Origin of the sequence: Nitrospira sp. SG-bin1 (assembly GCA_002083365.1) — a bacterium.
GTDB lineage: Bacteria > Nitrospirota > Nitrospiria > Nitrospirales > Nitrospiraceae > Nitrospira_D.
This window is the reverse complement of the sequence record LVWS01000034.1, coordinates 1-12,075: the sequence shown is the minus strand read 5'-3', so window position 1 is coordinate 12,075 and position 12,075 is coordinate 1. Positions and strand designations below refer to the sequence as shown.

12 protein-coding genes are annotated in these 12,075 nt (G+C 57.4%); 9 read left to right on the top strand and 3 right to left on the bottom strand.

The window, feature by feature from the left end; all coding sequences use genetic code 11:
* The first annotated feature begins 3 nt into the window (after positions 1 to 3).
* From A4E19_19420 to A4E19_19390, 7 genes are all read left to right on the top strand, one after another.
* Complete coding sequence (locus A4E19_19420) at positions 4 to 756, top strand: hypothetical protein (GenBank protein ID OQW32208.1); 753 nt, start codon at positions 4 to 6, stop codon at positions 754 to 756.
* Positions 757 to 822: 66 nt separating this feature from the next.
* Positions 823 to 2,595 carry a hypothetical protein gene (locus tag A4E19_19415; GenBank protein OQW32207.1) on the top strand — a complete coding sequence of 591 codons (1,773 nt, stop codon included), beginning with the start codon at positions 823 to 825 and terminating at the stop codon, positions 2,593 to 2,595.
* A gap of 52 nt (positions 2,596 to 2,647) precedes the next feature.
* Positions 2,648 to 3,718, top strand: a complete 1,071-nt coding sequence (locus A4E19_19410) for a tRNA (adenosine(37)-N6)-dimethylallyltransferase MiaA (GenBank protein ID OQW32206.1) — start codon at positions 2,648 to 2,650, stop codon at positions 3,716 to 3,718.
* A 338-nt stretch (positions 3,719 to 4,056) separates the two neighbouring features.
* On the top strand, positions 4,057 to 4,959 hold the full coding sequence (locus A4E19_19405; protein OQW32205.1) for an S-methyl-5'-thioadenosine phosphorylase: 903 nt from the start codon (positions 4,057 to 4,059) through the stop codon (positions 4,957 to 4,959).
* A gap of 2 nt (positions 4,960 to 4,961) precedes the next feature.
* Positions 4,962 to 5,876 (top strand): sugar kinase, encoded by a 915-nt coding sequence (locus A4E19_19400; protein ID OQW32204.1) that lies wholly within the window; start codon positions 4,962 to 4,964, stop codon positions 5,874 to 5,876.
* A 65-nt stretch (positions 5,877 to 5,941) separates the two neighbouring features.
* Entirely contained in the window at positions 5,942 to 6,550 is a 609-nt protein-coding gene (locus tag A4E19_19395) for a hypothetical protein (protein OQW32203.1), read from the top strand.
* Between the two features lie 7 nt (positions 6,551 to 6,557).
* Positions 6,558 to 7,487, top strand: a complete 930-nt coding sequence (locus A4E19_19390) for a hypothetical protein (protein OQW32202.1) — start codon at positions 6,558 to 6,560, stop codon at positions 7,485 to 7,487.
* 160 nt (positions 7,488 to 7,647) lie between these two features.
* Here the strand turns inward: A4E19_19390 and A4E19_19385 are convergent, their stop codons facing one another.
* Positions 7,648 to 7,848, bottom strand: a complete 201-nt coding sequence (locus A4E19_19385) for a hypothetical protein (protein ID OQW32201.1) — start codon at positions 7,846 to 7,848, stop codon at positions 7,648 to 7,650.
* 39 nt (positions 7,849 to 7,887) lie between these two features.
* On the opposite strand from A4E19_19385, the gene A4E19_19380 reads away from it, so the two are divergent.
* Entirely contained in the window at positions 7,888 to 8,334 is a 447-nt protein-coding gene (locus A4E19_19380; protein ID OQW32200.1) for a hypothetical protein, read from the top strand.
* A 356-nt stretch (positions 8,335 to 8,690) separates the two neighbouring features.
* A complete protein-coding gene (locus tag A4E19_19375) occupies positions 8,691 to 10,529 on the top strand; it encodes a hypothetical protein (GenBank protein ID OQW32199.1) in 1,839 nt (612 codons plus the stop codon).
* 210 nt (positions 10,530 to 10,739) lie between these two features.
* Here A4E19_19375 and A4E19_19370 read toward each other — a convergent pair whose 3' ends face one another.
* Positions 10,740 to 11,081: a hypothetical protein gene (locus A4E19_19370; protein OQW32198.1), complete on the bottom strand. Its 342-nt coding sequence runs from the start codon at positions 11,079 to 11,081 to the stop codon at positions 10,740 to 10,742.
* Between the two features lie 433 nt (positions 11,082 to 11,514).
* Complete coding sequence (locus A4E19_19365; protein ID OQW32197.1) at positions 11,515 to 11,706, bottom strand: hypothetical protein; 192 nt, start codon at positions 11,704 to 11,706, stop codon at positions 11,515 to 11,517.
* Positions 11,707 to 12,075 lie beyond the last annotated feature (369 nt).

Below are 12,075 nucleotides of genomic sequence, written 5' to 3'. Positions count from 1 at the left end.
AACATGTGTGTCCGTACACTCGTCTCCGGTTCTGCCTTGTTGGCGTCGACGGTCATGCTTGCCGGCTGTGCCAAACATGCCGATTTCATGGAAATGCGCAATCAGCTCTCGACCATCTCGAAAACGCAGGACCAAGATCATCAGCGGGTGGACGCCGTGATGCGCCGATTGGATGCCGTTGAAAGGACCAAAGACTCGGATCCGGTGAAATCTCGATTCGACGACTTGGCGGCTCGCTTTCAAAAACTTGAAAATCGATTGGCGAAGCTGGAAGAGACCGCCAGTCAGGCTGCGGCCAAGTCGGAGTCTTTGACCGAGCCGCGCGTATCCAAAACAGTCAAACAGACACCGTCAATGGAACCGACAGTGGCGGTGTCCGGCATCACGCCCACGTCCGCCTTCAATCTGGCGTACAATGATTACCTCAGCGGAAAATACGAGCTGGCGGTCGCAGGGTTTCAACGGTTCATCAAAGATTTTCCCGGTACGTCGCTCACGCCGAACGCCCAATATTGGTTGGGAGAATCCTATTATAACCTGAGAGAATACGGGCGGGCCATCCAAACATTCGACTATCTTGTGGCGGAATATCCGGGAAACGAAAAGGTTCCCGCAGCGCTCTATAAGCTTGGTTTGGCGACGGCCGAGACCGGTGATCTCGGCAAGTCGAGAAAGAATCTGAAGCGTGTGCTCGAAGAATTCCCTTCATCGGACGAATCGAAGCTGGCGAAGCATAAGTTGGCCGAGATCCGATGATCCTCGCCGTGTGGCGACGTCCCGCCTCGTCACCGTCTCCTTGCTTCTTATGAGGAGCATCGTGCCGTGCTGAGAGCCGACGGCAGTGGCAAGATCTGTGTTCTTCCGGACGAGGTCATCGGTCGCATTGCTGCGGGAGAGGTCGTTGAACGGCCGGCGGCGGTCGTCAAAGAGCTCTTGGAGAACAGCATTGATGCGGGAAGTCGATCCATCACGATCGACGTGAAGGAAGGAGGTCTCGCCTTCATTCGGGTGAGCGATGACGGGGAGGGCATGAGTCGGGACGATGCCCCGCGTGCTTTTCAGCGGCATGCCACGAGCAAGCTTCGGACCGATCAAGATCTCTGGTCCATCCGAACAATGGGTTTTCGAGGAGAGGCGTTGCCGAGCATCGCCGCCGTGGCCCATGTTCGGCTGATGACGGCCACTCGTCTTGACGAAGTCGGGACCGAGTTGGAGGTGGTCGCGGGAAGGATCGGGAGGGTTGCGGAAGCTCCTCCGATAGGGGGAACACGCATCGAAGTGGCCGAGTTGTTCCATAATCAGCCGGCCCGGAAAAAGTTTCTGAAGTCGACGCTTACGGAATTTCTGCACATCAGCCGCGTCGTACAACAAGCCTCGCTCGCCTGGCCGTCCATCCATTTCCGCTTGACGCACAACGCCCAAGAGATCCTCAATTACCCGTCCGTCCCGTCGGATGACGATCGGATCGTCCAGGTTTATCGGCGTGCCTTTTTCGATCACTGCCTTCGGGTCAAGGCTTCGATCCCCGGGGCTCATCTCAGCGGGTTCATTGTGGATGCCGTCCATGCCAAACCCAGTCGCATCCCACAAGAGTTGTTTGTGAACCGCCGTTCTGTGCGCAACGTCGCCGTATCCCATGCCGTCGGGGAAGGCTATGGGGCTTTCCTTGCCAAAGGAACCCAGCCGCGATTCGTGTTGTTTTTGGACATTGACCCGGATCGTCTCGATGTGAATGTCCATCCGACCAAACGGGAAGTGAGATTTTCGGACAACGAGATGATTCACCAGCTTGTCCGGCGAGCGGTTCGCGAGGCTTTGAGCGGCGGAAAATGGGATGAGCGGGAGAACAGTCCATATACAGGAGCCTCCGTGCCGCGGACGACGGATTTTAGCGTGACAACGCTCCATTCGACCGAATCCGCGAACGCGGAATCAATGGTCCCCCGGCCGAACGCCGAAACCCAATTGCCGTTGGTGAACGAGGCGGGAGAGTCCTATGCCCAAACACCGTCCACGGAGGTGGTCGCACTGGGGCAGATCAACCGGACATTCCTCATCGTGCAAGTCGGAGGCGATTTGACGGTGATTGATCAACACACGGCCCATGAGCGGGTCCTATTTGAACGACTGTATCGGGCCTGGACGACCCGAGGCATTCAGGCCCAACCCTTGCTGATTCCGGATCCGATCGAACTGCCGCCGCCTCAAGCGGCGTTGCTTCAACGCTACCAGAAGGATCTTCAGCAACTGGGGTTGGAAATCGAGCCCTTTGGTTCCTGCACCGCCTTGGTCAGAGCGCTTCCGATCGGACTTGGCAAAATCGATCCGACGACGTTTCTTCAGGACCTCATGGATGATCTCGATCAGTGGGACAGTACCCCTGGTCTTGAGGCGAGAGTGCGGCCGGTCTTGGCATCATTGGCGTGCCATGGCGCGGTTCGAGCCGGACGTTCGATGAAATCGGAAGAAATCAAGGCGCTGGTCGAGGACTGGCGTGCCGAAGGGGGGATCACGACCTGCCCACACGGGCGGAGAACGTCGTTCCGACTCAGCATCACCGACCTGGAGAAAATGTTCGGACGAGCCGGTTGGTAAAAGCCTTGCGCGACGCGACCACGCCGATAAAGGGGCGAGTACCGCGTTCTGTATGGATGCAGGGGAGAGACTCGATTCCGGCGGACGGGTGGATCGTCGGCTCGGAACCGTTCACGTCAACATGCACCCAGACCTGTTGCGCCACTACCGTCCCTTAATCGTACTCCTCGGTCCGACCGCCGTCGGTAAAAGCCGGATTGCGATACACGTGGCCAAGCACTTCGAGACCGAGGTGCTGACGGCGGATTCCCGCCAAGTGTATCGTGGGATGGACATCGGAACCGATAAGCCCACCGCCGAGGAACGTCAGGAAGTGCCGCACCGACTGGTCGATTTGGTTGACCCCAGCGAAGCGTTCAATACCGGCTGGTATCGGCGAGTCGCGATGGTTGAAATCGAACGCTTGTACGGTGCGGGGAGATTGCCTCTCGTGGTGGGCGGGACCGGGTTGTACATTCGCACCTTGGTGAGAGGGCTATGCCCCGCCCCTGAGGCGGACTCGTCTGTCAGGGCGGATCTCAAAAAATTGAGAAACGAACAGGGACGACAAGGACTCTATGCGGAGCTGATGCGCGTCGACCCAGAAACAGCGGCACGGTTGCATCAGAACGATGAATCGAAGATCCTGCGGGCGTTGGAAGTCTATCGGCTGTCGGGACGTCCACTGTCCGCCGTGCAAGCGGAACACGGGTTTCAGGAGACACCGTTTTCCACGCTCCTGATAGGTCTTGATCGGAGGAAGGAGATTCTCTATCGAAGGATTGAAGAACGAATCGATTGGCAGCTGGCTCACGGCATGGTAGAAGAGACCCGCCGATTGCTCGGTCAGGGATACGGACGCGAACTCGGTTCAATGAAAGGTCTCGGCTATCGCCAGGTCGGCGCCTATCTGGCGCAGGAATGCGATTACGCTGAAATGGTGCGTCGGTTCAAGCGTGACACGAGACGTTTTGCGAAACGGCAGATGACCTGGTTTCGCAGTGAAGCGGGAGTCATCTGGCTGTCGATCGAGGATCACGAGCCGTGTGAGCGGACAGCGGGGCGAGTGATTGCATGCATCGATCATTTTGCGAGTACTCTTGGACGACAGAACCCGCTTGCGGCGGTGCAGCACGTCTCTTAGCAGGATGTTGAACACGCCCGCCTCACCTGTTCTTGCAGGACGTTGCCGCCCCACCCGCTCGGCGGTGTTGACGCGTCTCCTGCTCCCTATACATTGCGGCGTGAATCTCAGAGGCTCCATAGTACGGCAGAGGGTATGTCGAAGGCACGGAAGGCGCCGACTCGCGCCCTGTCCGCCACATGACGCTGCGTGGGGGCAAGCACCTTGGGAGACGCCTCTCGCCATCGGGGAACGGAGTGAGCGGTGACGTCGGCGCCCTCTTGATCGTAATACATTCAGTCGCAACGTAGTTGTGGGCATCAACCACTTCCCCTTAATTCTTTAGGAAAAGGATTGGTATGAAGAGAAGCAAACAGAATGAGCGAGTGACCGTCGGGGTGATCGGAGGAAGCGGGCTGTATGATATCGAAGGTCTTACTTCCGCTCGATCTATCCGACTGCGTACGCCCTTCGGGCCTCCTTCCGATGCGATTACCGTGGGGTCGCTGGAAGGGATTCGAGTCGCCTTTCTCTCACGGCACGGGCGCGGACACCTGTTGAATCCGAGCGGAATCAACTATCGTGCGAACATTTTCGCGCTCAAGTCTCTCGGGGTGTCTCATGTGATCTCGGTCAGCGCGGTCGGCAGCATGAAAGAATCGATCCAGCCGGGACACGTCGTGGTGCCGGACCAGTTCATCGATCTGACGAAACGGCGTGTCTCGACATTTTTTGACAATGGAATCGTGGCACATGTGGCCTTCGGTGAGCCGATCTGCGCGGAACTGCAGCAGGCGCTTCTATCGGCAGGAGAACGAATCGGTGCCACATTACACCGCAGTGGCACCTACGTCTGCATGGAGGGCCCCCAGTTTTCGACCAAAGCGGAATCGCGGCTCTATCGGCAATGGGGCGTCGATGTGATCGGGATGACCAACATGCCGGAAGCCAAACTGGCCCGTGAGGCGGAGCTCTGTTACGCAACGTTGGCCCTGGTCACCGACTATGACTGCTGGCATGAGACGGAAGAAGCGGTCACCGTGGAGGCGGTGTTGGCGACGCTGCATCGTAACGTGGCGCTGGCTAAACAGATCCTCCGTGCGGTGATGCCTTTTTTCGCCCACCCGATAGACTGCGCCTGTCATCGGGCATTGGACAATGCCATTTTAACGGCGCCCAACCGAATTCCCACCGCGGTTCGGAAGAAGCTGGGCCCGCTCATCGACCGTGCCCTGATGCCAAAGAAGAAAGGAGTTCGTTAACCATGGGGAAACTGTTGGTCGTGGGATCGGTCGCACTTGATACGGTCAAAACGCCGTTCGGCGAGGGAACCGAGATTCTGGGAGGGTCGGCCACCTATTTCTCCACGGCGGCCAGCTTTTTCACCTCGGTTGCGCTCATCGCCGTGGTGGGAGAGGATTTTCCCCAACAGCACGTCGTGTTTCTCAAAAGCCGGGGGATTGATCTCGTCGGGCTTGAGCGGCGCCCCGGAGCGACCTTTCGATGGAAGGGAGAATACACGCATCAGCTCAATGAAGCTCATACCTTGGATACGCAGCTGAACGTGTTTGAAACGTTTCGTCCTCAAATTCCGGAGGCCTATCGAGCGCCGGAGGTGCTGTTCCTGGGGAACATCCATCCGGAACTCCAGCTCGACGTCCTGAACAAGGTGAAACGTCCCGCGTTGGTGGCCTGCGATACGATGAACTTCTGGATCAGCGGCCAACGTGACGCGCTGTGGAAGGTGTTGGAGAAGGTGGACATTCTGATCATCAACGACGGCGAGGCGCGCGCGCTGGGTCAGGATTCCAACTTGGTGAAGGTGGCGAAGCTCATCCTGTCACGAGGCCCCAAGCATCTCATCGTCAAGCGCGGCGAGTATGGCGTGCTGATGTTCAACGGCAAGCAGGTGTTCGGCGCGCCGGCGTTTCCGCTCGAAGACGTCCGCGATCCGACGGGCGCCGGAGACACCTTTGCAGGAGGATTTCTCGGCTACTTGGCCGCCACCGGAAACCGGTCTCCGGAAGCCATGAGGCAGGCCATTATCTTTGGGAGCGTCATGGCGTCATTTACCGTAGAATCCTTTAGTCTTGACCGATTGCGCATCCTGGATTACAAAGAGATTCAAGCTCGGTTCGCCGAGTTCAAGCGGCTCACGCATTTTGAGGATGTGCCATGACCGGACGCGACTCATTCCAGAGAAGGCGGACATCTTGTCCGCTGATCTGCTTAGGATTCGTCGGTATGGTGATGGGGTGTGCGACGGACAAAGCGGTGATGCAAAAATCGCAAGGCTACTATCAAGAGGGCGTCGCCAGTCTTCCGGGGGATCGCCAAAAGGCGTTCGTCTCGTTTCAGCAGTCGGTTCAGTTGAATCCGAACAATAAAGAGGCGCGATACGCACTGGGACATGTGTACGCCCTGCAGGGCAAGTTGTCCCACGCAGAAGAGCAGTTTCGCGCGGCGATCAAGATTGATGAAACCTACTCCGAAGCGCACACGTATCTGGGGCAAGTGTTGGCCAATCAGGATCGGTGGGACGAGGCGGTTCTCTCCTATCGGCAGGCTCTGGCAAACCCGCTTTATCTGACGCCGGATCTGGCTCGATTTCATCTCGGACGCGCATTGGCCCACCAGGGCGATCTTCAGGGCTCGATGGAGGCACTGGAAGACGCGGCGTCTGCCAGCCCTCCCACTGTTCCACCCGCTATGACGCATCTCGAGCTCGGCCGGGTATACGTGAAATTGGGCTATGCGACGAGAGCCCGAGAGACGTTGAAGAAAGTGGCCACCTTGGACAAGGGCGGTGAGCTGGCGACGGCAGCGGCGGAACTCTTGACACGACTAAAGTAGGAGATCTATGGAGTCGGTTGGCGAATTCTTCAAACAAGTCCGAGAAACCAAAGGGTTGACCGTTGACGAAGTGGCGTCCAAGACCCGTATTCGCACGGATTTCGTCAGGGCGCTTGAGGACGGCAATTTCGCCAAGTTGCCGGACCAAGTCTTCGCCAAGGGGTTTGTGCGCTCCTATGCCCGATCGCTGGGCTTGGATGAAGAAGATGCGATTCACCGCTTTATTCAATCAGCCGGTTCTTTTTACGAGAAACAGGATGAGCGTGAACGTCTCAAGGTCCGGCAGATCGAAGAGGATCGGAAGCGTCAGTCCAATCGGAAAGCGGTGACCATCGCCATCGGGATTTCCGTGCTGACGCTGATCTTCCTGCTGAGCCGAGAGCAATCGACCGTGTTTCGGCGCGGGGCTTCGGAGTCAGGCCCGACGACGAAACGCACGGCTCAAACGGCGAAAGAGGCGCCGGCCTCAACGACCCGTGAGCCAGAACGGACGGCAGAGGTCCCGAAGCCGACCGAGCCTCCAGCCGTCGCGACACCCAAGGCGGCTGTCGAAGCTCCATCACGACAAGAACCTCCCGCACCGGTCGGCACTGCGTCCAGATCGGAATCTGAAACAATCTCTACTGCGCCGGCGTCTTCCGGTAGCGATGGCCCTTTGGCGGGAATTTCGATGGGCGCCATGGAGAATCGTGGCGACGGTCAGCTCGTCCTGGATTTGGAGGCCACGGAGTTGAGCTGGGTCGTCGTGCAGATCGACAACGGGAGTCCCCAGGAGTCGCTCCTACGTCCGGGCGAAAGGGCCCATTGGACGGGGCAGGACCAATTCATCTTGACTCTTGGGAACGCCGGGGGCGTCAAGGCCGAATTAAACGGCAAGCCTCAAAAGCCCTTCGGTCCAAGCGGAAAAGTCGCCCGCGACATTGTGTTGAAACGGTAGTATAGCACCTTGCCTATCTCGCCTCTTGTGTCCAGTCCTATTTAGTCGATAAAACTCCCTTATTTGGCGTCAGTCGCTCTTCTTATGAGGCGTGGAGGCCGTCGGTGAGGCGCAAAGGTGTCACGAAATCGCCGAACGGATGGAATGCGTGTACCGTAAACTACATAAGTGCCGACGTTTTCATGCCTCCTTGTGAGTTAAAGTTGGCATGAGGTTTGATCCTTCGTCGGGCGAGGAAGGAAATGAGAACGAGCAAGGGAAGCGGGACGGTTTCTTGACAGGCATTTGAGGCGTTGGTATAGTTCGGCCGTTTGACCTGACTCTTGAGAAGCATGCAGACGAGTCTGCGTTCTGGACTCATAGCCAGACTCGATGGGTTCAACACAAAGGAGGACGTGTGATGGGGTATCTGTCCAAGTTTTTGGGAATCACCGCAGCGGTTATGTTCCTCTCGGTCTCGGTCGTCGGGGCTGAGGAAAAAGATCCATTGAAGCCCCGCGTGCCGCCCGATCAGGCTGCGGATGCCAAGGCTCTGAAGAATCCGGTCGCTTCCACTCCGGAGAGCATCGCCAAAGGCAAGGCGCTCTACGAGGGGAAGGGGACCTGCTTCAATTGCCATGGCAAGGCCGGGGATGGTCAGGGTGAAGCCGGAAAGATCCTGAACCCAAGTCCGCGGGATTTCACCAACTGCAAGTTCCACAAGAAGCGGAAAGACGGCGAACTTTTCTGGGTCATCAAGAACGGCAGCCCAGGAACCGGGATGGTGTCCTTGATTCCCGCCGCGATCACGGAAGAAGAAGCCTGGGCGATCATCAACTATGAACGGAGCTTCTGCAAGGCCGAGTAATCGTTGGGAACGTCTGGTGAGTTGTATGACGGGGGTGGAGGAGCAACTCTCCACCCTCTTTTTTTGCGATCATCCCATATATCAGTACCCTGTCCACTTAGATGCCGCCTTGTGTATTTGGCTAACCTCTAAAATTTCCTCCACATCTCTCTGAAAGATACGGCCCCAGCCCGTCATGGCGCGCATCCCCCAGTTGGGGGGGATAGCCGCGATAACCTTGAAAGGCCGTTTGGGGGATTGCGCCACGGACACAAAAAAGGGTAGAGTCCGCGCGTTAGCCACAGTATCACGGATAAAACTCGAAAGAGGTGACAACCACTAAGAGCCGTCGGTTTTTATTAAAGAGGAGGGCGACTATGCACAGCCTATGGCCGTGGGTGAAGTGCCGAGTACGAGTGGCAACAGTCACGCTTGTGCTTGGGTCAGTGGGAATCCTTTCCAGTACTGCCGCCGACATGACGTATGCCGGATCGAGTGCCCCACCACCCGGTGTCGCGGCGGCGGACATCGAATACAATGGTCGCATCGCTCTAAATGGAGATTCCGTTACCGCGACGATCTCCACGCCAGGTAAAAAAGGCCTGATGACCTTCGAAGGCACGGCCGGCCAGCGGATCAATCTCGGTTTCAGTGGCGTCACCCTCACCCAATTCAGAGTCGTCGTCTATGGGCCGGATGGCGCAGCGGTGGCCACACAGCCCTCTGCGGTGAGGAATTATTATGCGACGATGGGCACCCGGCCCCTCTCCACACAGACGCAGGTCCATACATCCACAACCTCTTACCAGTTGACCGGTGATACATCCGCCTGGATCTCATCCAGCGAGATCAACGGCAGCAGCGTCGATCTCAAGGAACTGCCGGCGACCGGCACGTATACGATTCTCCTTGATCCGATCAGTACGTACACGGGGAGAGTCACGGTCACCGTGTCCAACGAGTTGGGAGGCGAAATCGTTCCTCAAGGCTCGGCGGTGCCGGTGACCATCAATCGCGCCGGGCAGAACGCACGCTATACATTTTCGGGTACCGGCGGGCAGGCGGTGAGTTTGCAATTGAGCGATGTGACCATCCGAAGCGGGTATGTTTCCATCCTTAAACCAGACGGCAGTCTCTTGGGGCAGCCGGTCTCTTTTGCCTATGCAGGCGCTGTGCTCGATGCTCAAGTTCTTCCGACATCGGGGACCTATGCCGTCCTGATCGATCCGGAGCTGAGTTACACGGGCAACGTGAAGCTCGCACTCTACAATGCGCCGGACCTCACCGGAACCATTATGATGGATCAAGTGGCGGTGACGCCGACCTTGACCGTGCCAGGCCAACGGGCGCTCTACACATTCAATGGGACGGCGGGGCAGTGGGTGAATCTCGGCCTCACCGGAGTGTCGATTGCCTCGAGCACTGTGTCCATGTTGAAGCCGGACGGCACCAAGTTGGCGTCCACGACGATCGGACCCAGCGGCGGCAGTCTCGATCCGGATACGGCCTTGCCTGAAACGGGCACCTACACCATCGTGGTGGATCCGGTCGGCAACCACACCGGCAGCGTGACGCTGGCCCTCTCATCTCCGGTCTCCGGCACGATCGCGCTCGATGGAGCGCCGGTGACGGTCAGTCTCAACAAGCCGGGCAAGACGGCACGGTATACTTTCAATGGCCATGCCGGACAATGGGTGACCTTGGGGCTCACTTCTGTGGGGGTCACGTCGAGCAGCATTTCACTTCTGAATCAGGACGGCATCGCGCTCGCTTCCACTGCCGTCGGGACGGCGGGGGGGGCGCTCGAAGTTCCCAATCCCTTGCCGGCCACCGGGGCCTACACCATCCTCATTCGTCCAGGTGCAACCTACACCGGCAACATGACGCTGACACTCTCCACGGAGGTGTCGGATGCGTTGAAGGTGAATGCCGCTCCAAGACAGATCGTGATCAGCCGAGCCGGCCAAAACGGACGCTATACGTTTGCCGGCACTGCGAACCAACAGGCCACGATCAAGGTGACCAATAATACGATCGGGAATGTAACCGTGAACCTGTACACGCCGAGCGGCGTCTTGCAAGCCGGGGCGACGAGCTCCGCGGCGAGCTTTAGTCTCAATCCAGTGATGCTTGCGACGACGGATACCTACACCGTTACGATCAACCCTGCGATGACGGAAACGGGGAGCATTCACCTGCAAGTCACCAGCCCATAGGAGTGGAGTTTCAGCGGAAGCAGGAACGCTTCCGCTGAAACTGACTCAAATCAAAGGAGGGTGGGAAGGCAACTTCTCACCCTCCTTTTTTATCTTTGTCGCGACGCGACGGCGGGTTTACATGAACGACGATCACGTTGGTCAATACGGAAGCCCGCCGACAACCTTTATTCCGCTCACGGTACTTTTTTGAGAAACGTCAACCCGCAATCAAAGTTCTTGCCGGCTTGCAAGTACTGCAAGGCGACGAGACAGCGGGGTTCTCTGTTCCTGTTTCTTCCGGACGGGCACCAGTTGTTCTTGGAGCGGCATGTGAAACATGATTGTCACGAATTGCCGGTACATCGCCTCCAATTCACGACACCGATCGATGAATCGACTCATGGCTAGCCGCGGGAAATAGTCTCGATGCCGCTCGTAGAACATGGCCCGCCGTTTCCACCGTTCTGCCTTGAACATGAACAATCTCCTGGCCAATTCCCATGGATTGGTCGATGATAACTTCTTCACAGGATTGGTCGCGACGGTTGACGAGATGATCGTTGTTTTCATGCGGTCCCCTCCTTGTGTGCTCGGTCCGGTTGGACCATCCAAGGCTCTGCTCGCCATACTCTTATAGTTCGGCAACATGAAAGGGCGATTAGTGCAAGATGAAAAAGACCTCATGAAGGAAAGTGTGAGGGCGGGGGCGTGTATCCGCATGATGATGGACGGATCGTTCTGGCCATGGCTGTCTGAACATAGGTGGTAACGATCGTCTGCCGGGCATGGGAGCAGAAACGGAGGATGCTGCTGTCCAAGTGCCGATATGTGGAGTAACCGTGCCTGTACGGAATAGGGGATGCGAAGTACAATACTATCCAGGAGAAACATAAAGGCTCCAACCATCTTGAATTCAATGGTGAAGGGCGGTATCCCAGTGTTCGGGAGCAGCCGGCTTGATTTCAAGACGGTTGCAGACCCCCCCAACGAATTCTTGCCCTTCCTACTGACCGGGACGGACGTATAAGGCTTCGTCTCCCCAGGCTTTCTTGATCTGCGCGGCGTGCATCGCCTCATCATGGGTCATCGGAGCCGTACAGTAGGCTTCGCCGCGGCAGATCACATACGGTCGCTTGGCACAGCCCAAGAATCCGATACCGAACATCACTACGCAGCCGACTAAGAAGAGCCTCATACCGCACCTCCTTGGTAAGGAGCCCGCGTCAATGACCGTCCGCATCACAAGGTAGCTCCCAGGTGCTGTGGCGCAGTATCCTACATTGGAGTCAAGAACCCAGACCTATTGGGCAGGACACTCGCGATCCAGGGCGGTGAACATGCACCGCTTTGCTTCCTGCCCCCGGTGCTGCCATGGTGTTCGATTGCAAGACCTGACCCTCCCCCCTGGGTTCTGACCCTCCCCCCTGGGTTTGGTTTGGATTCCCCTCGACAAATATGGATGAAGAATATGCTTATGATTAGCGGATTTCAGCAATACTAAGTGGTTAATGGAAAAGGTAATGGGACTTAATGTGATGCCCCCACTTTCGTGGACACTTCAAAA